This is a genomic window from Radiobacillus kanasensis, from assembly GCF_021049245.1.
Taxonomy (GTDB): domain Bacteria; phylum Bacillota; class Bacilli; order Bacillales; family Amphibacillaceae; genus Radiobacillus; species Radiobacillus kanasensis.
Genome location: NZ_CP088020.1, coordinates 2,074,104 through 2,100,680, shown reverse-complemented (window position 1 = coordinate 2,100,680; position 26,577 = coordinate 2,074,104). Strand labels below are relative to the sequence as shown.

Below are 26,577 nucleotides of genomic sequence, written 5' to 3'. Positions count from 1 at the left end.
AACAGTTGCAGTTTTCTTTTCCTTCTCGTAAAATGTTATTAGGAGTTATTAGTACCTGTTATTAAATTTTTGAAGGGGTGCAGAAAAAATGCTAAATGTAAAAGAGATTCAGGAACTTATCCATTTAATTGATCATTCATCGATTGATGAGTTTACTTATGAAACAAATGAGGCAAAGGTGTCTCTTAAGAAAAATAGTCAACCTACTCAGACCGTAGTAACTGAACCAGTAGTACATAACGTGGCTACTCCACAACCAGTTGCTTCAGCAGTGGAACAACAGCCAGCTTCACAAGCAGTTGCTACCGAAGAGTCTGGACAAGCAAAAGTAGACTTTGATCATGAAATTGTATCTCCAATGGTAGGGACCTTCTATAGTTCTCCAAATCCTGAAAGTGATGTATTTGTGAAAAAAGGGGACAAAGTTTCTTCCGATACAGTTGTCTGTATTGTAGAAGCAATGAAACTATTTAATGAAATTGAGGCAGAGGTTTCTGGAGAAATAGTAGAAATTTTGGTTGGAAATGGTGAGCTTGTGGAATATGGCCAGCCGTTATTCCGAGTAAAAGGGTAGTAAGGGGATGACAACTTGATTAAGAAAGTATTAATAGCCAATCGTGGGGAAATCGCGGTTCGTATTATCCGTGCCTGTAAAGAGCTAGGCTTAGAAACGGTGGCTGTTTATTCAGAAGCGGATCAGGATTCCTTACACGTTCAGTTGGCAGACGAAGCGTATTGTATCGGTCCGAAACTAAGTAAGGAAAGTTATTTAAACTTCACAAATATTATGAGTGTAGCAACTTTAACAGAGGTAGATGCGATTCACCCAGGTTATGGGTTCCTTGCAGAAAATGCTGATTTTGCAGAAATCTGTAAAGAATGTAACATTACTTTTATTGGTCCTAGTTCTTATGCGATTCAAAAAATGGGAACGAAGGATGTCGCGCGTGAAACGATGCGAGAAGCAGGTGTGCCTATTGTACCTGGCTCCCAAGGAATCATAGAGAATGTGGAAGAAGGGAAACGCATCGCAAAAGAAATCGGCTATCCAGTTATTATTAAGGCAACTGCAGGCGGTGGCGGAAAAGGTATTCGTATTGCACGCACAGAAGAAGAACTGGAAAAAGGAATTCGCGTTACCCAAAAAGAAGCGGAAACAGCCTTTGGTAATCCTGGTGTTTATCTAGAAAGATTTATCGAAGATTTTAGACATATTGAAATTCAAGTATTGGCGGATAATCATGGTAACGTTGTTCATCTTGGAGAACGTGATTGTACGATTCAAAGAAGGCTACAAAAGTTAATTGAAGAAACTCCTTCTCCTGCAATCAACCCAGAGATTCGCGAACAAATGGGAGATGCGGCTGTCAAGGCAGCACAAGCTGTTCAATATTCAGGTGCCGGAACGATTGAGTTTATTTTTGATCAAAAGAAACAATCCTTTTACTTTATGGAAATGAATACGAGAATCCAAGTAGAACATCCTGTTACCGAAATGGTAACTGGTATTGATTTGATCAAAGAACAAATTAATGTAGCCAATAATGAAGTCCTATCTTTTACACAAGATGAAATTACATTTGATGGTTGGGCAATAGAATGTCGGATAAATGCAGAAAATCCATTTAAGGATTTCATGCCTTCCGCTGGGAAAATTGATATGTACCTACCACCAGGTGGTTTTGGGGTTCGAGTCGATTCAGCTGCCTACCCTGGTTATACTATCCCGCCTTATTATGATTCCATGATTGCCAAACTCATCACCTATGCACCAACGAGGGAAGAGGCAGTTAAACGAATGAAACGAGCATTAGATGAATTCGTCATCGAGGGAATTTCGACTACGATTCCATTTCATCGAAGAGTATTAACACACCCGGTATTTATAGATGGGGATTTTAATACCAAATTTTTAGAGAACTATACTATAATGGATAGTGAATAAAAGTTAGGGAGTGAAACGGATGAGCGACAATACATTAATTAATGTAAGTGAAGACTCCAGTCTTGGAAATGTTGAGATTGCTCCTGAAGTGATTGAAGTTATTGCGGGAATCGCAACGACGGAAGTTGCTGGTGTAGCGGCAACAAGAGGAACGTTTGTTACAGGAGTTGCCGAACGTTTTGGGAAAAAATCTCACGGTAAAGGGATAAAAGTGGAATTAACCGAGGATGGCGTTCTCATTGACGTGTACGCTGTATTAGATTTCGGTTCCATCATTCATGAGGTTGCTCAAAAGATACAATCAAATGTTCGACAAGCTTTGAAGAATATGACAGGACTAAAAATCAAAGAAATCAACGTTCATGTTGTGGGCATTCAAATGGAACAGAAAGAAGAGCCATCAGAATAAAAGGGTTACCGGATGAGGCGAAGTCTTATCCGGTTTTTCTTTTGTCTAAAGCTCTCCTTGTTGGCAACTACGTATGGAATGCCAAAGGAATCGTACATACTAAAAAAGAGCTCCTGGAATAGAAGAGCGAACTAGGGAATTAATAGATAATAGGACAAGAACGTGTTATCATTTGAAACAGATACCATTTAAAGGAGAATGAACATGAAACGTCGAGCAGCCAGAGAAAAAGCATTCCAAGTACTTTTTCAAATGGATATAAATGATGTGGATCCGAAAGAAGCGTTGGATCATGTGCTAGAAAATGAAAAGCCAGACGAATTTTTGTCTGACTTAGTATTTGGTGTGGTCGAGCATAAAGAAGACATCGATAGTAGAATTTCCGAACACTTAGAAAAGTGGACCATTCAGCGTCTTGCATCTGTGGAACGAACATTACTTAGGATTGCCACGTACGAGCTTTTTCATGGGGAAGAAGAAACACCACAAGGAGTCATTATTAACGAAGCAGTGGAGATCGCTCATGAATATGGCGATGATAAATCTGGAAAATTCATTAATGGTGTACTGTCTAAAATTATTCAATAGGGGATGAGGACTTTGTCAGCAGAAATCATTTATGGTAGTGAACTTTCTACAGAACTAAAAGATAACATGAAAAAGGAAGTAAATGAGCTTCACGAGAAAGGAATTTATCCTAGTCTTACCGTTGTATTGATTGGGGATAATCCAGCCTCCCAATCGTATGTTCGTGGAAAACAAAAAGCTGCAGCACAAGTGGGCGTAAATTCAGATTTGATTGAACTGCCATCATCTACTACTCAGGAAGAACTCCTACAATTAATTGATCGTTTAAATACGGATGAAGAAGTTCATGGCATTCTCGTGCAATTGCCGCTTCCAGAACAAATTAACGAACAAGTCATTATTGAAGCCATTGATCCTTCCAAGGACGTGGATGGTTTTCATCCGATTAATATCGGAAGAATGATGGCAGGGAAAGATACATTTTTACCATGTACTCCATTTGGAATTATTACGATTTTAAAATCTCGAAATATTGAAATTGCTGGAAAGCATGCGGTTGTTATTGGACGAAGCAACATTGTCGGAAAACCAGTTGGACAATTATTACTGAATGAAAACGCGACGGTTACGTATTGTCATTCACGAACCAAAAACATGAAAGACTTCACTTTAAGCGCTGATATTTTAATTGTAGCTGTTGGAAAAGAGCATTTCGTATCAGCTGACTATGTAAAAGAAGGCGCCGTTGTTATTGACGTAGGGGTAAACCGAATGGAAAATGGAAAGCTTACAGGTGATGTCGACTTCGAATCTGTGAAAGAAAAAGCAACCTTCTTAACTCCTGTTCCAAAAGGAGTAGGCCCAATGACGATTACAATGCTACTACATAATACGGTCAAAGCAGCGAAACAACTTTCTTAAGTTTTGTAGACATTCCTTGCAAAAAATGTCGGCTAAGAAAGGGGTTGGGATAGATGAATGATCAGTACTTAACGGTGAGCGCTTTAACAAAATATTTGAAACGAAAGTTCGAAATGGACAAGCACTTGAAAAAAGTGTACATAAAGGCAGAAATTTCGAATTTCACTCTACATAGTAGAGGTCATATGTATCTCACCTTAAAAGATGATAAATCACGGATTCAAGCGGTCATGTTTGCAAGTCAAAACCGTTTTTTAAAATTCAAGCCAGAGAATGGCATGAATGTTCTTATTGTAGGTGAAGTATCTATTTATGAGCCACAAGGTCAATACCAGTTGTACATTCATAGTATGGAGCCCGACGGAATTGGAGCCCTCTACATGGCGTATGAGCAGTTAAAGGAAAAACTTAGTAGGGAGGGGCTATTCGATCCTAGTAGAAAGAAGGCTATTCCTAGTTTTCCTAAACAAATAGGTGTGATTACCTCGCCAACAGGGGCCGCTATTCGAGATATTATCACCACTGTTAGAAGAAGGTATCCGATTGCAAAGCTTATAATCTTGCCTGTTATGGTACAAGGTGATTCTGCTGCACCATCCATTGAAAAGGCAATCTACAAAGCGAATGAGATTGGGGATTTCGATGTCCTTATTGTAGGTCGTGGTGGGGGTTCAATTGAAGAACTTTGGAGCTTTAACGAAGAAAGGGTGGCTAGGGCGATTGCTGCTTCCACTATTCCGATTATATCAGCAGTAGGACACGAAACCGATTTCACCATTAGTGATTTTGTCGCGGATATGCGTGCTCCAACCCCAACAGGTGCAGCAGAAATAGCTGTACCATCTCAAGAAGAGTTGAAAGAAAAGATAACGTCTTCCCAAAAAACGTTAATAAGATTGTTACGAAATCAACTGAATCAAGCTCAGGAAAAACTTTCAAGAGCGAATAAATCTTATGCGTTTCGCTATCCGGAACAATTGTTGAAACAAAAAGAACAAGAGTTAGATCGAACAGTAGATGCATTAGGGAAAGCACTGAAAGATACAACTGAGAGAAAGCGGTTTGACCATAATCACCTACAAAAACGGTTTATCCAGCTTGATCCCCGAAAACGAGTACTAGATCGTCAAAAGCAATTGGACGAAATGATAAACCGAACGAATCGTGCGTTCCAAAGAATCCAAGTGGCTAAACAAGTGGAATTTACATCGCTCCTTGATAAGTTATCCATTCTTAATCCTTTAAACACGATGAAAAGGGGCTATTCGATTTCTTATAAAGAAGATGGAAGTGTGCTTAGCACAACAAAACAAGTAAACCCTGGAGAACATATTCATGTACGACTGCGCGATGGGGTTTTAGATTGTCAAGTATGGGGTTTAGAGGAGGAAACAGAAGATGGAAGAGAAAAATGAACGATCCTTTGAAGAAGCGATGACTGAACTAGAAGAAATCGTAGAGAAGTTAGAAGAGGGGGACGTTCCTTTAGAAAAGGCCATTGAATATTACCAAGATGGAATGATGCTTTCTAAGCTATGTAGTGAAAAGCTGACCAAGGTAGAACAACAAATGGAACAAATTATGAACGAACATGGTGAGTTTGAACCGTTTACAGCACAGGAGGAAGAGTAGTGGATGACTTAAAGGTCTATTTATCTAAGAGACAAACACTCTTTAATGATCATGTTACTCAACAAGTAGAGTCCGCTACGTCTTCCGATACATTAAAGCAAGCGATGGCGTATTCCATTACGGTAGGTGGTAAAAGATTACGCCCTATTCTCTTGTTAGCTAGTTATGAAGCGTTCGGTGGAAAAGTTGACTCTGCCCTCCAAGTGGCTGCAGCATTAGAAATGATTCACACGTATTCCTTAATCCATGATGACCTTCCTGCCATGGATAACGATGATTTCCGGAGGGGAGAGCCGACCAACCATAAAGTGTATGGGGAAGCAACTGCGATCCTTGCTGGGGATGGACTTTTAACCTATAGCTTTGAACTGATTGCGAATGATTCAGGCTTAACCAATGAGCAGAAAGTTTACGTCATTCGAGAACTTTCCAACGCGAGTGGACCAAACGGAATGGTAGCAGGGCAGCTATTGGACATGGAAGCAGAAAACAAGGAATCCACACTGGAAGAGCTCGAACAAATCCATAGTTTAAAAACAGGTAAACTCCTTCAATTTGCTGTCAAAATTGGTGCTTACTTAGGTGGAGCTGATGAGGAACAGCTTCGACAAATGAAAAAGTTTGGCTATTATTTAGGGTTAATCTTTCAAGTGCAAGATGATATTTTAGATGTGACGGGAGATGAAGCAAGAATAGGAAAGCCAGTCGGTAGTGACGAAACGAATTTTAAGAGCACCTATCCAAAACTACTCGGATTAGATGGTGCAAAAAGGCAAAAAGATCATTACCATCAACTTGCGATAAATGCTTTAGAAACAGCTGGTGTAGAAGGATCTACTTTGCGTGAATTAACCGACTATTTAGGGAATAGAGACTATTAGGTGAAAGGCAGTTTTCATTGAGGATTTAACGCTAGTGTGATATATTATGTTATACAAAAGGAATGGTGCAGTATTCTAGTCGGTCCTCCGTTTCTGAAGGCGGGCCTAAAAATCCGCCAAAGGGCACATCGATGAAGTTCCTTGTGCTGGCTTGAGGCGCCCAGCCTTGGGTTAGTGCTGGGAGTTAAGGTTGTGGGGCGATCCACAAAGGCATGTGGGCGAAGACCCTGCTTCCGCGGAGGCCCATCTCTGTGGGAAATCTAAGCCTAGATTTCCCATGGAATGGGGTATGAACCTGTGTGATTGGGAAAAGCTTCAAAAAGCGCAACTCTATCCGCAGCGTAGCCTGCCTTGAGTGGAACAGAGGGGATTATGGCATTAAATGCGAAATTAGATGGCCACTAATTCACGCATTTTTCTTTACCATATGAAATCTGTTCTGCAAAAGAGGCTAAGAAACGGTCGAAGGCTGTTGAGGAAATCTCCTAGACTGTTCTTGAGTGGACATTGTACAGGGATTATAGTACGGACTAAGTGGTAATCCAGTCCAACTTTCGGAGACGGAGTTGAATCAGGTTTAAAGGGGAACCGCCAGAATGGTGACGTTCGGTACTTGATTGGGAAAACCTACTGGACCTAAGCCGTAATTTTCACCTGTGTAATGACCATTCCTTTCACTACATAAATAAAATTTTTGATATAGAGGGTATAAATGAAAAGTCAGATAAAAAGATCGTTTAAATTTAGCGTCAGTATCGCCGTTATCACGTTTGTGCTAGCGGCTATTTTTTCAGTTATCTCATCCTCCGTGCTTAGTGGCTTGGTTTGGATATTGGGACTATTTATTGTATTGCTTATTGTACTAATGGGTGTTTTCTTTGATATGCTTGGGACAGCTTCTGCAGCTGCAGACGAACCACCTTTCCACGCTATGGCTGCAGAAAAGGTGTTTGGTGCAAAACAGGCCATTGCAATTGTCCGAAATGCAGAGCGAGTAGCAAGCTTTTGTAATGATGTAATTGGGGACATATCTGGTATCATTAGTGGAACCGCTTCAGCCATTGTAGTGCTACAGTTAGCAAATGGTTTTGGTTATTCAGAAGGTTCATCTGTGCATCTATTCATATCGGTAATACTAACAAGCCTAGTAGCAGCATTAACAGTAGGCGGAAAAGCGATGGGGAAATACTTTGCCATACATTCTTCTACAAATATCATTTTTTTTGCTGGTAAAATAGTTGCTTTTATAGAGGAAAAATTTAAAATAAAGGTATTGCCTTCTGAGAAGAAAAAATAAGGAAGAAAATCCTAACAAAAGGGGAGGAATCCCACACATGGATCTGACCAATATTAAAGACCCATCATTCCTAAAAAAACTTTCCACGCACGAATTAGAAGAATTGGCTTCGTCGATAAGAGAATTTTTAATTCAGAAACTTTCGGTAACAGGCGGTCATTTAGGGGCAAATTTAGGGGTTGTGGAGTTATCGATTGCACTACATAAACACTTTGAAAGCCCTACCGATAAATTTGTATTTGATGTAGGTCATCAGTCCTACATTCATAAAATCCTTACAGGTAGAACCAATGATTTTGATACCCTTCGTCAGTATAAGGGGCTAAGTGGATTTCCGAAAAGAGCAGAAAGTGAGCATGATGCCTGGGAAACCGGACATAGTTCTACTTCTTTATCTGCAGCGATGGGTATGGCTATTGCACGGGATTTAAAAGGAGAAAGTCACTACGTTGTCCCAATTATCGGCGATGGTGCTTTGACAGGCGGTATGGCATTAGAGGCCTTAAACCATATAGGACATGAAAAGAAAAATATAATTGTCATTCTAAATGATAATGAAATGTCGATTGCAGCAAATGTGGGAGCCTTACACAATGCACTTGGACGTATGAGAAGTGCAGGAAAATATAAAAAAGTAAAAGATGAGTTCGAATTATTATTGAAAAAGATTCCTGCAGTTGGTGGAAAGCTCGCAAACACTGCCGAGCGGGTTAAAGATAGTATGAAGTATTTTATGGTTCCAGGAATGCTATTTGAGGAATTTGGTTTCACTTATTACGGTCCAGTAGACGGACATGATTTTAATGATTTACAAGAAAATCTTCAATATGCGAAGAAAACAGATGGCCCTGTTCTAGTTCATGTTATCACGCAAAAAGGGAAAGGCTACGTACACGCTGAAACGGATAAGAAGGACAAGTGGCACGGTGTCGGCCCTTACAAAATTGAATCAGGAGAGAAAATTAAACAAGCCGATGCACCACCGGCATGGAGCCAAGTAGTTAGCGATACCCTTGTAAAAGTAGCGGAAAAAGATAAACGGGTGTCTGTTATTACTCCCGCTATGATACTAGGGTCGAAATTAGAAAACTTCCAAAAAGCCTTTCCTGATCGACTATTTGATGTTGGGATTGCGGAGCAACATGCTACGACATTAGCAGCAGGATTAGCGACTCAAGGTATGAAGCCGTTTTTAGCAATATATTCTACTTTTTTACAACGTGCTTATGATCAGCTCGTACATGATGTCTGTCGTCAAAACCTAAATGTAGCATTTGGTATTGATCGATCTGGATTAGTAGGTGCAGATGGAGAGACACATCATGGTGTATTTGATATTTCTTTTTTACGACATCTACCAAATCTTGTTTTAATGATGCCGAAGGATGAGAACGAAGGGCAGCACATGGTGTACACCGCACTTCAATATGACGATGGACCAATCGCGGTTCGCTACCCAAGAGGAAATGGACTAGGTGTTCCGATGGATACCGATTTAAAGGAAATTCCGCTTGGAACGTGGGAGGTATTGAAGGAAGGAACCGACCTAGTTATTTTGACTTTTGGAACGACAATAGAGATGTCTCTTCAAGCAAGTCAAGAGCTAGAGAAAAAAGGGGTCTCGGTGCGGGTTGTTAATGCTAGGTTCATTAAGCCACTTGATGACCTAATGCTTCATCATATCATGACAGAAAGGATGCCTATCTTGACCGTTGAAGAATCCATTCTTAAAGGCGGGTTTGGTAGTGCAGTCCTTGAATTTGCGGAAGAACACGATTACAAAGATCAACGTATAAAAAGAATCGGTATTCCAGATAAATATATTGAACATGGTTCGGTAAAAGCTTTATTAAACGAGATTAACATGACGAAAGAAGCGATCCAAGCTGAAGTGATAAACATGCTTCCAAGTAAACAGCAAAGGGCCTGATGGTATGGGTAAAAAAGTAAGGTTGGATGTATTGCTCGTTGAAAGGCAATTAATCGATACGAGAGAAAAAGCAAAACGGTCCATCATGGCTGGTTTGGTCTATTCCGAAACAGAACGCTTAGATAAACCGGGGATGAAAGTTGATGAGGAAATCCCAATAACCGTTAAGGGGAATCTGATTCCCTATGTTGGACGTGGAGGTCTAAAGTTAGAGAAAGCTTTAGATGTTTTTGACTTACATATCCAAGATAAAGTAATGGTGGATATTGGTTCTTCTACAGGAGGATTTACAGATTGTGCCTTGCAAAATGGGGTTAAGATTTGTTATGCCATTGATGTGGGCTATAATCAACTCGATTGGAAGTTGAGAAATGACCCAAGAGTGGTCGTAATGGAAAGAACGAATTTCCGTTATGTGACTTCAGATCAACTTACAGCGGGTAGACCGAATTTTGCTTCCATTGATGTATCGTTTATATCTCTTCGTTTAATCTTACCTGTCTTAGCAAGCCTTTTAGAGGTTGATAGTGATGTGGTTGCATTAATTAAGCCACAGTTCGAAGCAGGTAAAGAACAAGTCGGAAGAAAAGGAATCGTAAGAGATGCTAGGGTGCACAAAGAAGTACTTACGTCCGTTCTTTCTTTTGCTGAACAAAAAGGGTTCCAGGTTCGTGATTTAACGTTTTCGCCCATTACTGGTGGCGATGGAAATATTGAATTTCTCGTTCATTTGATTTGGGGAGAAAAAAAAGAAGGAAAAACCGTGTCAGATGTCGAAATGGACGATGTAGTCCATCTAGCACATGAAACACTTCATAAAAGAGGTTAATGGCTACTAATAGGTAGCCATTTTCTTGCATGGTTCAGATGGACAGGTGGAACGGAGGGAAACCATGAGCAAAGCACAACGCCATATCAAGATTAGAGAATTAATTACACAAAACAATATCGAAACACAGGACGATCTCGTCGATGAGTTGCGCAACCTTGGTTATAATGTCACACAAGCGACAGTGTCTCGGGACATTAAAGAGTTACATCTCGTAAAGGTCCCTATGGCAGATGGGCGATATAAATACAGCTTGCCAGCAGACCAACGCTTCAATCCATTAGAAAAGCTACGAAGACTAATTATGGACGCCTTCATACGAATTGATATCGCTAGCCATTTCATTGTTTTGAAAACGTTACCTGGAAATGCGAATGCAGTAGGCGCTTTAATTGACCATCTAGACTGGGACGAAATTCTTGGTACGATATGTGGGGATGACACCATTTTAATTATCTGTCGTACGGAAGAGGAAGCAGAAAAAATGAAAGACCAGTTGTTGGACATGCTTTAATTAACAGAAACGTTTTATTCATTACGTCTTTCGTCCAGACAAGTAGGGCAAATAGGAGAGGTGTTCTTTCGTGTTAACAGAACTATCGATAAAAGACTTTGCGATTATTGATTCATTATCCATAACCTTTAAGGAAGGGCTAACCGTAATGACAGGGGAAACTGGAGCAGGTAAGTCAATCATCATTGATGCTGTCGAGCTTTTAACTGGTGGAAGAGGTTCTGTTGAATTTGTCCGTTATGGATCAAGCAAAGCAGAAATTGAAGGGTTGTTTACGATTGAAGATCTACAACACCCTATTTTTAAAAAAGGGAGTCAATTAGGAATTGATGTAGAAAATGAAGATGGGATGATTATTCTTAGCCGAACAATAACGTCATCTGGAAAGAGCATCTGTAGAGTAAACGGAAAACTAGTTACCTTGGCGATACTAAGGGAGCTTGGGAAATCCCTAATTGACATACATAGTCAACATGAAACACAATCCCTTATGGATTCTGAGCGACATATTGAATTATTAGATTTGTACAACCGAGTACAGTTTCTTCCGGTGTTAGACGAATATAATGAATTATATTCTAAATTGGAGTCGTTAAAAAAACGATATACTTCCTTTAGTGAAAATGAAAAGGAAATGGCCCAACGATTAGATTTACTAAAGTTCCAATTGAATGAAATTCAGACAGCGGAACTGAATCCGAGTGAAGATGAACAGCTCGTGGAGGAAAGAAACAAGCTTAATAATTTTGAGCGAATTTTTCAAGGATTACAAGATGCTTATCAAGCTCTCTACGGCGAGCAAAAAGCTTTAGATTGGTTGTCTATGGCCTTAAATGGTTTAGAAACTGCAGGAGAACATGATGAAGATGTGAAGAATAAACATGAGGAATTCTCGAATCATTACTATTTAATCGAAGAAATGACCTATGAAATCCGTAACCAATTAGATCAATTAGAATTTGATCCAGAACGACTTAACATGATTGAATCAAGATTAAATGAGATTCAAAAGCTAAAGAAGAAGTATGGTCAGTCGGTTTCGGAAATTGTGGATTATGCAGTAGATATCGAAGAGGAAATCGATCAAATAGAAAATAGGGATTCTCATCTATCTCGTTTAAAGAAAGAGATAAAAGAGCTTGCTCATGATACGTATTTGGAGGCGGAACAGCTCCACGATCTCAGGAAAGAAGCTGCAACTCAGTTAACAGAAGCCATTCTTCAAGAGTTGAAGGACCTTTATTTAGAAAAGGCTTCATTTGCAGTCGATATTCAAAAACGGCAAGCAAAAGAAGCAGATGTTGTAGACTTGGACATTCCAGTTCATTTAAATGCTCATGGATTTGATATGGTGAAGTTTTTAATTACGACAAATCCTGGAGAACCATTAAAGGAAATCGGAAAGGTAGCTTCTGGAGGAGAACTTTCTCGTATTATGCTTGCACTTAAGAAGATCTTTTCCAAGCACCAGGGCGTTACAAGTGTCATTTTTGATGAAGTGGATACGGGAGTTAGTGGACGAGTAGCACAGGCTATTGCAGAGAAAATTCATGGTATTTCAGCTGGTTCCCAAGTTCTTTGTATTACTCACTTGCCTCAAGTGGCTTCAATGGCGGATACGCATTTACTCATCGAAAAACGAGTAGACAATGATCGTACGAGTACCGAATTAACAGAATTATCCCATGATATGAAAGTAGAAGAAATCGGCCGAATGATTACAGGTACCGAAATGACAGAAACTACCAAGCAACACGCGAAAGAATTATTGAGTCTGGCACATAAGTTTAAGGAATCCCATCAATACTAAAATCACCCAATCGGGTGATTTTTTTATAATATTTGAATTTATTAAGATCAGGTAGATTCATGAAGAAAACCGTACGACGAATCCTTTTTGAAGAATATAATATTTAACCCAAGAATAGGAAGTAAAATGACGGCTCCGAAAAGCGACTACCGCAGCGAAAATTGACATAGTCCGTTATTTTTAAACGAACATGAGGTCTTTTGGGCTTTTTATTTCACCAAATATTCCTTTCAAAAGGGAAACCTTCATTTTATACATATTTCAACCTTTCCATTGCAGGAAATGATACCCCCAATTTCTCATCTTTGCAGGGTTTAAAAACCTTCCTTTACGGTCAAATTATGATTACAGAAAAAAGTTATAAAGTATGGGTTAGGAATGAGGAGAGTGATGATATGAACAATCGTAAAATCCGAAATGGCATAGGAATTTTACTCCTTGTGACTTTCCTGTCGATTCCATTTATTACACCAATACAGAAATATCTTTCTATACCAAATGAAATAACAACGGTACACAGTAATTCGCCCATTGCGGTTCCAACAATGGGTGATGGAGTGGATATAAAAGAAGACAATACGGATGAAGTCATTACAGCAATTGATTCATCTGAGTTTCAAGCACTGAAATCTGGTTCCAGTAAAATTGTATACGAGATGGCTGGTCTACCGATTAAACAAGTAGACGTAAATGTGTTAAAAGACATGAAGGTAATTCCAGGTGGACAATCGATAGGGGTTAACCTTCACACATTGGGTGTCCTTGTTGTTGGCCATCATCAAGTTACAACGAAAGATGGCCAAGTATCTCCAGGTGAAGAAGCTGATATAAAGGTAGGGGATATCCTTCTAAAGATTAATGGTGATAAAATAAATAAAATGAAAGAAGTTACTCCTTATGTAAAAACTGCTGGGGAGAATAACGAGTCATTAACAGTTACAGTGAAAAGAGGAGACAAGACCTTCGAAACAGAATTAACCCCTACACTAGACAGTAATGATGACAAGTATCGTATTGGTCTCTATATTAGAGATTCGGCATCTGGTATTGGTACAATGACCTTTTATCACCCTAAGACAAAAAAATATGGGGCTTTAGGGCATGTGATATCAGATATGGATACGAAAGAACCGATTCAGGTTCATAATGGTACTATTGTTAGTTCCGATGTCAAATCAATATCAAAGGGTAAGAACGGTACACCTGGTGAAAAGCAGGCAGAATTTTCTCCGGGGGAGGATGTACTCGGAAATATTCAGGAGAACACGCCATTTGGTGTATTCGGTGAATTAAAAGATGGGCTTTCAGGTGGTAAATACAACAAACCAATGCCGATTGGTTTGCAAGGAGAAGTGGAAGAGGGTCCAGCTAAAATTTTAACCGTAGTCGAAGGACAGAAAGTGGAAGAATATGACGTGAAAATTGTTAATTCCATTAAGCAAGATTACCCTTCTACAAAAGGGATGATTGTGAAAGTAACGGACGAAGAATTATTAGAGAGAACAGGTGGTATCGTTCAAGGAATGAGCGGCAGTCCGATTATTCAAAATGGAAAAGTTATTGGTGCAGTCACTCATGTCTTTGTGAACGATCCTACTTCTGGGTATGGTGTTCATATAGAATGGATGTTACACGAGGCAGGAATCGATATTTATAAAGAAGAGAAGAAAGCAAGCTAATATTTTGTCGATGCCAACGATTGGCATCGGCTTTTTTTGTGGTATAATAAAATTGTAAAGATTTTTCGACAACCAGTGTCATAAATAATCGAAATACGAAGAAAACAAGAGATATTTTAAGTAAATCAAAAAAAATCCAATGTTTTTTCCGGAAAAGAAGGATTTTTAATCCTTATGTCGAAACTGTAACGTGGAGCAAGAGGCGAATTACATTAAGGAGGAACTTTTAGTGGAAAAAATCAAAGTATGTTTAGTCGATGACAACCGGGAACTAATTCATTTAATGGAGGATTACTTCAGTAGTCAAGAGGATATTGAAGTTATTGGGACAGCGTTTAATGGAAAAGAATGCTTAGAAATGATTGATGAGCTCGAACCAGATGTACTGGTTCTTGATATTATTATGCCGCACTTAGATGGATTAGCGGTGTTAGGAAAAATAAGGGAGTTAGAAAAAGACTCTTATCCAAACGTTATTATGCTGACTGCATTTGGTCAGGAGGAAGTGACGAAAAAAGCGGTGGATTTAGGTGCTTCTTATTTCATTCTCAAACCGTTTGATTTAGAAAATCTTGCAGAGCAAATCAGACAAGTTGGAGGGAAATCACCTGTACTTGGAAATACAGGAGCAAAGTTTAAGGGTTCTTTGACAAAAGAAGCAAAACGACCAGATCTTGAAGCAAGCATTACTCATATCATACATGAAATTGGTGTCCCTGCTCACATTAAAGGGTACATGTACTTAAGGGAAGCGATTACGATGGTATACAAAGACATCGAATTATTAGGTTCTATTACAAAAGTTCTTTATCCAGATATCGCGAAAAAATATAATACTACGGCTTCAAGAGTAGAAAGAGCCATTCGTCATGCGATTGAAGTGGCTTGGAGTCGAGGAAATATGGAATCCATTTCTTCTTTATTCGGTTACACAGTGAGTATTTCTAAAGCGAAACCGACGAATTCCGAATTTATTGCAATGGTGGCAGATCGTTTACGATTAGAGCATCGTGCAAGTTAATATTGGTTAAGGGATATTCGATAATAACCAGGTATTAAAATACATTAGTAGGATGAACCTCTTGTTTGTTGTGTGTGTGACGTACACAATGAATAAGAGGTTTTTTTATGGAATAGGAAAAATTTTTTGCTAACTTCTGTGTGTTTACAGGAACAGCCATGTCCAGCTCCAGCGCCTACCCCATCAGGGTTTTAAGTCTATTCACTATGTGGCAAGTACACCAAGTCGTGGCTTGTCTTAAGCTTGCAGGGGGTGAACAAGGCGCCCCACGATTCTGTTCGTCCAAAATATAAAAAACATCCAGTGAGTCATTTACAGAACTGTAAAATTCTAAGGAGGAAAAGACAAAAAATTGCGATTTCATTCACGTTAATACAAATAATTTAAGAGTGGGTATGCACCTGATTTAATGTAGAGTATGGGTAACAAAGTTACTAAAGGGGATACATGATGCACAAAGAAATTCCACATTTTCATGGATGGTCAAATATTCCAAAGAATTACTATACCAAAACCAAACTAAAGAACGAAATGGGACGTAAACCACTTGATGTAAAAAAGTATGATGCAACATTAAAGGCTATGGCAGGCGGTAAATGGAGACATTTTGTTTTATATCACATTGATCATACAGTTCCGATCAAACCTAGAAAGGTAGATATTAGTAAGTTTGAGTTTTCTATTCAACATCTTAGTGAAGCACTGTATAGAATTAATAAACACGCAAAGAAACATAGGGATACAAAACAAGAGAACTATTATGAGGGAAATCACAAAATTGTTGGTGCAGCTAAAACGAAGCAATTGAAATACTATGACTTAAAGGAATTAGTATTAGAAAAATTATTAGAAGAGAACAAAGCTGCGATAAAAGGTTACCACAAAATGTTTGACTCCTATTACTTATTAATTGAATGTGGAAATTTCACTTTTCATCGTCCTCTTTCACAGCATGAAATAGATGAATTTATAGATTTAGTTGAAATAGATGAAAAGATAAGTTCAGAACCTGTAAAAGAAATAAGCATTAATTTTTATGAAGCAGAAAAGTTACTCGAAAAGTACATTGGTGTGACTGTCAAACAAATTGCAAGAAATATAAACCCTCTTAATCCTCATAATTATCTTCCTTTCTACAACACAGATTTGCATTACTTGGTCATCTGCCATTCCAGTTCCATCATGAGTAAAAAAAAATTATCTATGAAATCTCTGATTTCTCGAATATTTCCAATCGCAATAGCGAAAAGTATTCTTTGAAGGAGGAGTTTTCATTGAAAAAGATCTTATTAACAGCTCTATTCATTTTTTTCTTGGCGGTTCCACTAACTGTATCAGCAGCTGATAAATACACGGTTCAGCCAGGAGACAGTATGTGGAAAATTGCGGTAAAATATCAGATTGGTCTATCTGAAATTATTCAAGCAAACCCCCAAGTCAAAAATCCAAGCCTGATTTATCCGAATCAAGTGCTAAATATTCCGAATATTAATGCGACAAAGAGCATCGAGCAACAGGTCATTGATTTAACGAATCAACAAAGGGCAAAAAACGGATTAAGTCCGTTAAAAGGGGATTGGGAGCTATCAAGGGTTGCTAGATATAAATCTCAAGATATGCACGATCGTGGCTATTTTGACCATACAAGCCCTACTTATGGATCCCCATTTACTATGATGCAAAACTTCGGCATTCACTATCGGAGTGCGGCAGAAAATATCGCGCGAGGACAACGTACTGCGCAAGAGGTTGTAAATGCTTGGATGAACAGTGCTGGTCATCGAAAAAATATCCTAACGGCCAAATTTACTCATATTGGAGTCGGCTACGTAGCAGACGGTAACTACTGGACACAAATGTTTATTCAAAAATAAACGCAGATCAAAGCTGGGACAAAAAATGTTTTATCGTAATCCGAACTATGGCTCGAAATTCTTTCATTAGAATTCGAATCAGTTCGGATTTTTCTTTTGGACGCTATGAATATTAGTGCTAATTTTATATAGATTGCGACGTAACGAAATAAGGACTCGTATATACTTTATCAAGTTGACTGCTAATGCGGCGCTGCGGAAAAATACTCGCTTTCCGTGGGGAACGCCTCAGCCTCCTCGCTCGCAAAGAACGCTCACTGTGGGGTCTTCAACTGTTCCTTTCCCACAGGACAAGGAATACTGCGGAAGCTTAACCTCGCACGCAGAAAATTGGGGTTTATTTTCAAGGAGTCTGGCATTTTTCCGCAGCTTAGTACGGAGTTCTTTTCAAGTCAGAGGTGTTTCTTGGTCTATTCATTTTATAGGTTTAATAAGAAAACACCTACAAGCGGAGTATTCTGCCGAAGCGCGGCATCAAGCTTCACTTCATTATTTTTTCAATAAATAAAGTTACGTCGCATTTTATATCAACTATGAATGAAGCTCAGGCCATTGAGAAATTTCAAGCTTCTAATCCTGTAACCGTCTAATTTTTCCCCAGCCTCTTTTCATTTAGCAGAATATTTAATAAAATTGTGGTTTAGACAGCTTTACTTAAGGAAATTAGATGAAAAGTGTGGTACTATTTGATTTATACTGTCTGAACCTTTGAAATTTTCGCGAGAGTGTTCATGAACAAAAAACAAAGATAATGGAGAGGTAGAAATGAAGGTAGCTAAATTTGGGGGTAGTTCGGTTGCTTCTGCAACACAACTTAGAAAAGTGGCTAATATTATAAAAAGTGATGACGAACGACGAGCAATTGTTGTATCGGCGCCAGGAAAGCGTTCCAAAGAAGACAAAAAAGTAACAGATATGTTAATTGAGTTAGGGGACGCTTATTTCCAAGCTGAAGGAATAGAACAGGAGTTAAATGAAGTCCTTCAACGTTTTCGTGAAATAACAGAAGAGTTAGAGCTAGAGTCAGACGAAATCGTACATCAAATCAGAGAAGATATATTCTTTGTGTTAAATGATAATCGTGAAGAAGTATTAAAACGGGACGGACTAAAAGCAATCGGGGAAGACACGTTAGCAAAGGTGCTCAGTACTTATCTCCAGTCTTTAGGGATGAATGCTACATATCTAAATCCGAAAGATGCTGGAATTATTGTTAGTGATGAACCGGGTAGTGCGCAAATTTTAGACGAAAGCTTTCAAGAAATTTATAAACTTAGAGAAAAAGAGGGAATCTTTGTCATTCCAGGTTTCTATGGGTACACAAAAGAAGGGAAACTCATGACGTTCCCAAGAGGAGGTTCGGATATAACAGGCTCCATCATTGCAGCCGGTATCCAAGCAGAATTATATGAGAATTTTACGGACGTTGATTCTGTATATAGCGTAAATCCAAATATCGTAGAAAATCCGAAAAAAATTACAGAATTAACCTATAAGGAAATGCGCGAACTGTCCTATGCAGGCTTTTCTGTATTTCATGATGAAGCTTTGATTCCTGCTTTTAAAGCAAAAATCCCAGTCTGCATTAAAAACACGAACAATCCTTCTAGTCCTGGTACCATGATTGTTTCAGAGAAGAAGGCTAGTGAGTCACCTGTCGTCGGAATTGCTGGTGATAGTGGATTTCTTAGCTTGTACGTTAGCAAATATTTAATGAACAGGGAATTAGGTTTTGGTCGAAGACTGTTAAATATCTTAGAAGATGAAAACATTTCATTCGAACATACCCCATCTGGAATCGATGATATGTCTGTGATAATTAGATCAAGTCAGCTGACACCGGACAAAGAAGATCGTGTCATCAATCGGATTCATGAAGAACTTCATGCTGATATGGTTTCCATTGAACGGGATTTGGCTCTAGTTATGATTGTTGGGGAAGGAATGGATAGCGCAGTAGGTATTGCGAAGAAAGCAACGGATGCATTTGCTTGTGCTAATATTAACTTGGAAATGATTAACCAAGGGTCTTCTGAAGTTTCTATGATGTTCGGAATTAAAGCATCTCGTCTAGATGATGCTGTAAAAGCTTTATATCATTCATTTTTTTAAGATATTGGAAAAGGCTAGTCCTCGGACTAGCCTTTTTTACGTCTTCCTTTTGTTTCTTCCTTTTGTAAGGTTTCTTTTTCGATCACGGTAAAAGATAAAGCCGGCGATAAAGGATAATCCGACTAGGAAAAAAATCAGTCCCGCAACAAATTGAATGCCTATATGAAAAAATATCGGATAATAATCTCCAAAAATGGAATCCCGCATTAGCTTAATCCCGTATGTAGCAAGGATTCCAGGTACGACTAAAATGAGTAATGCAATGACTCTCATGTGTTGACTCCTTTCTTTTCTGCATCTTTAGTATAGCAAAGCCTCCTGTTCTTGAAAACGAATGCTTTCTTGCTAAAACATGCACAAAACGATAAGATAGGAGTGTGCAAAAAAATGCAAAGTAGGGATCAAGCATGAAAAGAGTTCTGATCATTGGAGCTGGTAAAGGTGGAACTGCTTTATTGGAATTGCTCCTTGAAACGGAAAAAATGGAAGTAGTAGCGATTGCAGATGTTAATAAGGACGCTCCCGGCTTACACCTTGCCAGAATACACGGTATTAGGACTGATTCCGATTGGACAAGCTGGTTGGAGCAAGACATAGATATTATTATTGAGGCTACTGGTGATGAATACATACTGCAACAAATTTTAGCGAAAAGGCATCGGAATACTGTTGTTATTCCAGGGACGGTTGCGAATATCATTTCCGAACTATTGAATGAAAAAGAAACACTGGTACATCAATTGCAAAATCAAACATCCATTCAGGAACTGATTATGAACAACCTTCATGAAGGAATGATTGTCATCGATGATGATGAAACGGTTACCTTTGTCAATAAACGCGCTCAACAAATCGTAGGGGTGCCTATTGGGGAATTTGTCCATAGACCGATTCGGAAAGTCATTGACACAACACGTTTACCTCAAGTGTTACGGCTAAGAAAAAAAGAGGTAAATCAACATCTTGTCCTAGAAAATGGGAAGAAAATTATTACGACACGAATTCCAATTATAGATTCAGACGACCATTTAAGAGGGGCATTTGCAATTTTCCGCGATATTACAGAAGTCGTCGAACTAGCAGAGCAAGTGACAGGTTTACGTGAAGTACAAAAGATGTTAGAAGCCATTTTCCATTCCTCTGATGAAGCCATAAGTGTAGTAGATGACCGTGGAATTGGTATTATGATAAATCCTGCTTATACGAAAATAACAGGGCTAAAAGAAGAAGATATTGTCGGCAAACCTGCTTCTGTAGATATATCAGAAGGCGAAAGTATGCATATGAAAGTACTAAAGACGCGACGTGCTGTTCGGGGAGCTCGCATGAAGGTAGGACCAAATAAAAAAGAAGTCCTCGTTAATGTTGCTCCCATTATAGTGGATGGGAAATTAAAAGGAAGTGTTGGGGTTCTTCACGACGTATCGGAAATTAAAACATTGACGAATGAACTGAAACGCGCTCGTCAAATCATCCGGAACTTAGAAGCCAAGTACACCTTTGATGATATTATCGGATCCTCCAATGAAATGACCTTGGCCATTGAGCAAGCTAAAGTAGGTGCAAGAACACCTGCCACTGTGTTGCTGCGTGGGGAATCTGGTACTGGAAAAGAGCTCTTTGCCCATGCGATTCATAATAAAAGTGACAGAAGACATAATAAATTTATCCGAGTAAATTGTGCGGCCATCGCAGAGTCAGTATTAGAAAGTGAACTATTCGGCTACGAAGAAGGGGCTTTTACTGGGGCTAAACGAGGTGGAAAGACAGGGTATTTTGAAGAAGCAAACAACGGGAGCATTTTTTTGGATGAAATCGGTGAATTGTCCTTGCATATGCAAGCGAAACTCTTACGTGTCCTTCAAGAAAGTGAAGTGGTTCGTGTTGGAGGAACAAAACCGGTGCCTATCGATGTTCGTGTCATCACTGCGACAAATGCGAATCTAGAGAAAGCGATTATGAATGGAAATTTCCGTGAAGACTTGTATTATCGGTTAAATCGACTTCCAATCTATATTCCGCCGTTAAGAGAAAGAATAAAAGATATAGAAGCAATCACTAGTTATTTAATTGAGAAAATAAATCAAGATTACGGTCGTAATGTTACATCGATTGCGGAAGATGCACTTCAATACTTAAAGCAATATCATTGGCCTGGAAACATCCGAGAGCTAGAAAACGTGATTGGACGAGCCATGATTTATATGGAAGTGAATCAAGAAACAATATTGAGAAAACATATTCCGGAGTTAGGCTTGGAAGAAGCTGAACAAAAAAAGGGGCAACAAAAAGAAATAGGTGTAGATAAGGGGGAATATGCACAACGCCCTCTTCACAAATCCTTGGAAATGGTAGAAAAGCAAATTATCTCAGATGTTTATGCTCAGACGAAATTTAATAAAACGAAGACTGCCGAAATGTTAGGGATATCGATTCGAAATCTTTACTATAAAATGGATAAATATAAAATTGATAAAAAAAGCATGCAAGATTTTGCGTAATTGCAAATATATGCGTGGAGTTTTTCGTGGAAAGCCTGATTTCATCAAACCCTAAAGTTGGCATGAAATTTGCATGTATAAATAATGAGGCGTTTTTTAGGGGGGGTTCGATGCAACAATTAGCGACACTTATAGAACAAGTGAAGGTACAACAAAATCGAGTAGTTTCAATCGCTCAAGCAGATGAACGAGAAGTTCTTCTGGCGGTTAAAGCTGCCGTGGAAGAAAAGCTTTGTTCCTTTCACCTATTCGGTGATCAAACAAAGCTAGAAACGATTGCAAGAGAAATTGATTTAGTATGGACGGAACGAATAACGTACACACACGTTTCTAATGTGGAAGAATCGGCTCAAAAAGCAGTCCAGCTAGTACGGGATGGAAAAGCACACGTATTAATGAAAGGAAATATATCCTCTGCATTGCTACTAAAAGCAGTATTAAACAAGGAATATGGCATTCGTGCTGGTCAAGTCCTTTCTCACGTTGCTTTATTTGAGGTGCCGAATTATTCCAAGCTGATTATGCTTTCCGATGCAGCAATGAATATCTTGCCATCCTTTGATGATAAGGTAGCAATTACGAATAATGCTGTATCAGTTGCAAGAAATATTGGATTAAATAAGCCGAAAGTAGCAGTACTAGCTGCAGTAGAGTCGGTTAATCCCAATATGCAGGCGACTGTGGATGCGGCTGCATTAGTAGAAATGAATCAAAAGGGAAAAATCCAGGATTGTGAAGTAGACGGTCCATTCGCATTCGATATAGCTGTCTCTAAAAAGGCAGCGGAGATTAAAGGAATTTCTTCGTCCGTTGCAGGAGAAGCTGATATTTTAATCGTACCAACGATTGAAGTGGGAAATGCATTATACAAATCCTTTATATACTTTGCTCAGGCAAAAACTGCCGCTATTATTGTCGGGGCGAAAGTGCCGATTGTGCTTACATCAAGATCAGATTCGTCTGAAAACAAGCTGTATTCGCTTAGTTTAGCATTAGTATCTTCAACTATTGATTAGGAGGTTTCTTACAATGGAAATTTTTAAATACATGGAAAACTATGATTACGAACAATTGGTGTTCTGTCAAGATAAAACGTCAGGGTTAAAAGCCATCATCGCGATACATGATACAACGTTAGGTCCAGCATTAGGTGGTACAAGAATGTGGACATATGATTCGGAAGCAGCAGCTATTGAGGACGCCCTTCGTTTAGCTAAAGGTATGACCTATAAAAACGCAGCAGCTGGCTTAAACCTTGGTGGAGGGAAGACGGTTATTATCGGTGATCCAAAAAAAGATAAAAACGAAGCAATGTTCCGTGCATTTGGTCGCTATATCCAAGGAATGAATGGTCGTTACATTACGGCAGAAGATGTTGGAACAACCGTAGCGGACATGGATTTAATCCATCAAGAAACCAAATTTGTAACTGGAATTTCCCCAGAGTTTGGTTCATCCGGAAACCCTTCTCCAGTTACAGCATTCGGGGTGTACAGAGGAATCAAGGCAGCGGCGAAAGAAGCGTTTGGTTCAGACTCCTTGGAGGGTAAAACGATTGCGGTTCAAGGGGTAGGAAATGTAGCTTACACATTGTGTGAACACCTACATCGTGAAGGAGCGAATCTCATCGTTACAGATATAAATAAAGAGTCGGTTAATCGTGCTGTAGAAGCGTTTAATGCAAAAGCAGTGGACCCGAACGATATTTACGAAGTCAAATGTGACATTTATGCACCTTGTGCGCTAGGAGCAACGATTAATGATGAAACGATTCCGTTGTTAAAAGCAAAAGTAGTTGCCGGTGCAGCAAATAACCAATTAAAGGAGTCTAGACATGGAGATGTTCTTCGAGAAAAAGGCATCGTGTATGCTCCAGATTTCGTAGTCAATGCTGGTGGTGTCATGAATATCGCCGATGAATTGAATGGCTATAACAAAGAACGCGCTCTGAAAAAAGTAGAAACTATCTACGACAATGTGATGAAGGTTTTTGAAATCGCTAGAAGAGATAACATTGGAACTCATATTGCTGCAGAAAGAATGGCGGAGGAAAGAATCCAAACAATTAAACAATCCAGAAGTCAGTTCCTGTTAAACAGTCAGCACATTTTGCAGAATAAATAATTGCTTTGATGAGGGGAATGGAGGAACCGCATAATGAAAACAAAACGAATATTAGTGATTAACCCAGGCTCCACCTCTACGAAAATTGGTGTTTTCGACAATGACCATTGTCTCTTTGAGAAGACGATTCGCCATCGTACGGAAGATTTATCGGAGTTTCCTAGAATTATCGATCAATATGCGTTTCGTAAAAAGGTTATTTTAGAAGAGCTTCATCACGAAGGAATAAATATTTCTAAACTAGCTGCAGTCTGTGGGCGAGGTGGATTACTTCGCCCGATAGAAGGTGGAACGTATCAGGTTAATGAAGAGATGCTTCAAGACTTACGAATGGGCTTTAACGGGGAGCATGCCTCTAACCTTGGAGGGATTCTAGCTTATGAGATTGCTTCTGGTTTAAATATACCAGCATTTATTGTTGATCCGGTTGTAGTCGATGAATTACAGGAAATTGCGCGGCTTTCTGGTGTCCCAGAAATTCCGAGGAAAAGTATATTTCACGCGTTGAACCAAAAAGCAGTTGGTAGAAGAGCAGCTCAAGAAATTGGTTCTACTTATGAATCAAGTAATCTCATTATCGTCCATATGGGTGGCGGTATCACGATTGGTGCCCATAAGAACGGGCGGGTAATTGATGTAAACAACGGGTTGCATGGGGATGGGCCATTTTCACCAGAACGGGCCGGAACAGTCCCAGCCGGTGACTTAGTAGCGATGTGCTACTCTGGTCAATATTACCGAGAAGAAGTTATGAAGAAGTTAGTGGGACAAGGTGGCCTTGTCGGCTACTTAGGAACAAACGACGCCGTTGAGGTGGAAGAGAAGATGCTGAGCGGAGATGAAAAAGCACGTCTAATTTATGAAGCGATGGCTTATCAAATCGCCAAAGAGGTCGGAGCAATGAGTGCAGTCCTTAAGGGTCAAGTAGACGCTATCGCTTTAACTGGAGGCATTGCACACAGCAAACCAATTGTGAGCATGATATCCGAGCATGTGGGCTGGATTGCCGATGTATTTATCTATCCAGGGGAAAATGAATTAGAAGCGTTGGCGCAAGGGACGTTACGTGTTTTAAATGAGGAAGAGGAACCGAAACAATACCCGAATGAAATGGAGGGGTAAGAATGGCAAAGGATTATGATCTCGTTATACTTGGTGGTGGAACAGGTGGATATGTAGCCGCAATTCGAGCATCTCAGCTCGGATTGAAAACTGCTATTGTGGAAAAGGAAAAGTTGGGTGGCACTTGTTTACATAAAGGATGTATTCCTTCTAAAGCTTTATTAAGAAGTGCCGAAGTATTTAGGCAAACGAAAGAAGCTAGTGATTTCGGAGTCGAAACCGAAGCACCTACACTGAACTTCGCTCAAGTGCAAAAAAGAAAGACATCCATTATTGAGACTCTTCACCGCGGAGTCCAAGGCTTAATGAAAAAAGGAAAGATAGATGTTTATGAAGGATATGGAAGAATACTAGGACCATCTATTTTCTCTCCGACAGCTGGCACAATCTCTGTAGAGTTTGCTGATGGAGAGGAAAACGAGATGTTGATTCCAAAAAATGTTCTCATTTCGACAGGTTCTCGTCCTAGAACGTTAGCTGGTTTAGAAGTGGATGGAGAAAAGGTGATGACTTCGGATGACATATTGCAAGTGGAAGCATTGCCAACCTCCCTTATCGTGTTGGGGGGAGGAGTGATCGGAGTAGAGTGGGCTTCCATGCTAGCTGATTTTGGAGTGAATGTAACAGTCCTTGAATATGGACCACGAATCCTTCCAACAGAGGATCATGATATTGCTAAAGAAATGCATAAGCAATTGAAGAAGAAAGGGATTAAGATTGTTACAAACGCCAACCTTTTACCGGAAACCTTACAAAAAGACTCCAATGTACAGGTTGATGTAGACGTACAAGGAGAAAAACAAAGCTTTGAGGCTGAAGGCATCCTCGTTTCCATTGGAAGAGCACCAAACACCGAGAATATAGGACTTGAAAATACAGACATACAAAAAACAGAGCAAGGCTTTGTTCAAACCAATGACTATTTCCAAACAAAAGAATCTCATATCTACGCAATTGGAGACGTTATTGGTGGCATGCAATTAGCGCATGTTGCCTCCCATGAGGGAATGGTAGCTGTTGAACACATTGCTGGTGAAAAACCGTTCACGATTAATTATGATAACGTTCCTTCTTGTATTTATAGTCACCCAGAAGCTGCAAGTGTTGGACTGACGGAAGAGCAGGCGAAGGAGCAAGGCTTTGATACCAAAGTCGGAAAAATGCCATTCCAGGCGATTGGAAAAGCTCTTGTATATGGTGAAATAGATGGGTTTGCTAAAATTATTGCCGATAAAGAAACAAATGACATATTGGGTATTCATCTGATTGGACCACATGTCACCGACATGATTTCTGAAGCAGGATTAGCCAAAGTATTAGATGCAACCCCTTGGGAGGTTGGAGAGACCATTCATCCTCATCCAACTTTGTCTGAAATCTTTGGAGAAGCGGCTTTGGCTGTTGATGGGAAGCAAATACATGGTTAAGGTTAAGAGTCGAAACGAAGG

The 26,577-nt window shown here is 39.4% G+C and carries 24 protein-coding genes; 23 read left to right on the top strand and 1 reads right to left on the bottom strand.

All coding sequences use genetic code 11. The annotated features are described in order from the left end of the window. Window positions 1–88: 88 nt before the first annotated feature. The 18 genes from accB to KO561_RS10830 all read left to right on the top strand — a co-directional run bounded on the left by accB (window position 89) and on the right by KO561_RS10830 (window position 19,382). The gene (gene accB, locus KO561_RS10915; protein WP_231093296.1) at window positions 89–574 is read left to right on the top strand and encodes an acetyl-CoA carboxylase biotin carboxyl carrier protein; all 486 of its coding nucleotides are present in this window, start codon (window positions 89–91) and stop codon (window positions 572–574) included. 15 nt (window positions 575–589) lie between these two features. Next, entirely contained in the window at window positions 590–1,945 is a 1,356-nt protein-coding gene (accC, locus tag KO561_RS10910) for an acetyl-CoA carboxylase biotin carboxylase subunit (RefSeq protein WP_231093295.1), read from the top strand. Window positions 1,946–1,964: 19 nt separating this feature from the next. Next, window positions 1,965–2,354: an Asp23/Gls24 family envelope stress response protein gene (locus KO561_RS10905; protein ID WP_231093294.1), complete on the top strand. Its 390-nt coding sequence runs from the start codon at window positions 1,965–1,967 to the stop codon at window positions 2,352–2,354. Window positions 2,355–2,558: 204 nt separating this feature from the next. Next, entirely contained in the window at window positions 2,559–2,942 is a 384-nt protein-coding gene (gene nusB / locus KO561_RS10900) for a transcription antitermination factor NusB (protein WP_231093293.1), read from the top strand. 12 nt (window positions 2,943–2,954) lie between these two features. Continuing rightward, window positions 2,955–3,803, top strand: a complete 849-nt coding sequence (gene folD, locus KO561_RS10895; RefSeq protein WP_231093292.1) for a bifunctional methylenetetrahydrofolate dehydrogenase/methenyltetrahydrofolate cyclohydrolase FolD — start codon at window positions 2,955–2,957, stop codon at window positions 3,801–3,803. A 53-nt stretch (window positions 3,804–3,856) separates the two neighbouring features. Further along, on the top strand, window positions 3,857–5,218 hold the full coding sequence (gene xseA / locus KO561_RS10890) for an exodeoxyribonuclease VII large subunit (RefSeq protein ID WP_231093291.1): 1,362 nt from the start codon (window positions 3,857–3,859) through the stop codon (window positions 5,216–5,218). After that, on the top strand, window positions 5,202–5,435 hold the full coding sequence (locus KO561_RS10885) for an exodeoxyribonuclease VII small subunit (protein WP_231093290.1): 234 nt from the start codon (window positions 5,202–5,204) through the stop codon (window positions 5,433–5,435). Before xseA ends, KO561_RS10885 begins: the two co-directional genes overlap by 17 nt. Next, window positions 5,435–6,316: a polyprenyl synthetase family protein gene (locus KO561_RS10880; RefSeq protein ID WP_231093289.1), complete on the top strand. Its 882-nt coding sequence runs from the start codon at window positions 5,435–5,437 to the stop codon at window positions 6,314–6,316. Before KO561_RS10885 ends, KO561_RS10880 begins: the two co-directional genes overlap by 1 nt. A 712-nt stretch (window positions 6,317–7,028) precedes the next feature. Beyond that, window positions 7,029–7,613, top strand: coding sequence for a CNNM metal transporter family protein (locus tag KO561_RS10875; RefSeq protein WP_231093288.1), 585 nt, complete (start codon window positions 7,029–7,031; stop codon window positions 7,611–7,613). 37 nt (window positions 7,614–7,650) lie between these two features. Continuing rightward, entirely contained in the window at window positions 7,651–9,543 is a 1,893-nt protein-coding gene (dxs, locus tag KO561_RS10870; protein WP_231093287.1) for a 1-deoxy-D-xylulose-5-phosphate synthase, read from the top strand. A 4-nt stretch (window positions 9,544–9,547) separates the two neighbouring features. Next, complete coding sequence (locus KO561_RS10865; protein ID WP_231093286.1) at window positions 9,548–10,372, top strand: TlyA family RNA methyltransferase; 825 nt, start codon at window positions 9,548–9,550, stop codon at window positions 10,370–10,372. Between the two features lie 64 nt (window positions 10,373–10,436). Next, a complete protein-coding gene (gene ahrC / locus KO561_RS10860) occupies window positions 10,437–10,886 on the top strand; it encodes a transcriptional regulator AhrC/ArgR (RefSeq protein ID WP_231093285.1) in 450 nt (149 codons plus the stop codon). Between the two features lie 70 nt (window positions 10,887–10,956). Further along, window positions 10,957–12,696 carry a DNA repair protein RecN gene (gene recN / locus KO561_RS10855; protein ID WP_231093284.1) on the top strand — a complete coding sequence of 580 codons (1,740 nt, stop codon included), beginning with the start codon at window positions 10,957–10,959 and terminating at the stop codon, window positions 12,694–12,696. Window positions 12,697–13,091: 395 nt separating this feature from the next. Then, the gene (spoIVB, locus tag KO561_RS10850) at window positions 13,092–14,375 is read left to right on the top strand and encodes a SpoIVB peptidase (protein ID WP_231093283.1); all 1,284 of its coding nucleotides are present in this window, start codon (window positions 13,092–13,094) and stop codon (window positions 14,373–14,375) included. A 229-nt stretch (window positions 14,376–14,604) separates the two neighbouring features. After that, window positions 14,605–15,396, top strand: a complete 792-nt coding sequence (spo0A, locus tag KO561_RS10845) for a sporulation transcription factor Spo0A (protein ID WP_231093282.1) — start codon at window positions 14,605–14,607, stop codon at window positions 15,394–15,396. A gap of 450 nt (window positions 15,397–15,846) precedes the next feature. Continuing rightward, a complete protein-coding gene (locus KO561_RS10840) occupies window positions 15,847–16,656 on the top strand; it encodes a YkyB family protein (protein ID WP_231093281.1) in 810 nt (269 codons plus the stop codon). Between the two features lie 14 nt (window positions 16,657–16,670). Then, window positions 16,671–17,270, top strand: a complete 600-nt coding sequence (safA, locus tag KO561_RS10835; protein WP_231093280.1) for a SafA/ExsA family spore coat assembly protein — start codon at window positions 16,671–16,673, stop codon at window positions 17,268–17,270. Between the two features lie 765 nt (window positions 17,271–18,035). Beyond that, a complete protein-coding gene (locus KO561_RS10830) occupies window positions 18,036–19,382 on the top strand; it encodes an aspartate kinase (protein ID WP_231093279.1) in 1,347 nt (448 codons plus the stop codon). A 36-nt stretch (window positions 19,383–19,418) separates the two neighbouring features. Here KO561_RS10830 and KO561_RS10825 read toward each other — a convergent pair whose 3' ends face one another. Further along, complete coding sequence (locus KO561_RS10825; protein WP_231093278.1) at window positions 19,419–19,655, bottom strand: DUF2627 domain-containing protein; 237 nt, start codon at window positions 19,653–19,655, stop codon at window positions 19,419–19,421. Between the two features lie 134 nt (window positions 19,656–19,789). On the opposite strand from KO561_RS10825, the gene KO561_RS10820 reads away from it, so the two are divergent. The 5 genes from KO561_RS10820 to lpdA all read left to right on the top strand — a co-directional run bounded on the left by KO561_RS10820 (window position 19,790) and on the right by lpdA (window position 26,556). Next, the gene (locus KO561_RS10820) at window positions 19,790–21,883 is read left to right on the top strand and encodes a sigma-54 interaction domain-containing protein (protein WP_231093277.1); all 2,094 of its coding nucleotides are present in this window, start codon (window positions 19,790–19,792) and stop codon (window positions 21,881–21,883) included. Between the two features lie 110 nt (window positions 21,884–21,993). After that, window positions 21,994–22,899, top strand: a complete 906-nt coding sequence (locus KO561_RS10815) for a bifunctional enoyl-CoA hydratase/phosphate acetyltransferase (RefSeq protein WP_231093276.1) — start codon at window positions 21,994–21,996, stop codon at window positions 22,897–22,899. A 13-nt stretch (window positions 22,900–22,912) separates the two neighbouring features. Continuing rightward, a complete protein-coding gene (locus KO561_RS10810) occupies window positions 22,913–24,007 on the top strand; it encodes a Glu/Leu/Phe/Val family dehydrogenase (RefSeq protein WP_231093275.1) in 1,095 nt (364 codons plus the stop codon). A 33-nt stretch (window positions 24,008–24,040) separates the two neighbouring features. Then, window positions 24,041–25,129 carry a butyrate kinase gene (gene buk / locus KO561_RS10805; protein ID WP_231093274.1) on the top strand — a complete coding sequence of 363 codons (1,089 nt, stop codon included), beginning with the start codon at window positions 24,041–24,043 and terminating at the stop codon, window positions 25,127–25,129. Window positions 25,130–25,131: 2 nt separating this feature from the next. Continuing rightward, window positions 25,132–26,556 (top strand): dihydrolipoyl dehydrogenase, encoded by a 1,425-nt coding sequence (lpdA, locus tag KO561_RS10800; RefSeq protein ID WP_231093273.1) that lies wholly within the window; start codon window positions 25,132–25,134, stop codon window positions 26,554–26,556. Window positions 26,557–26,577 lie beyond the last annotated feature (21 nt).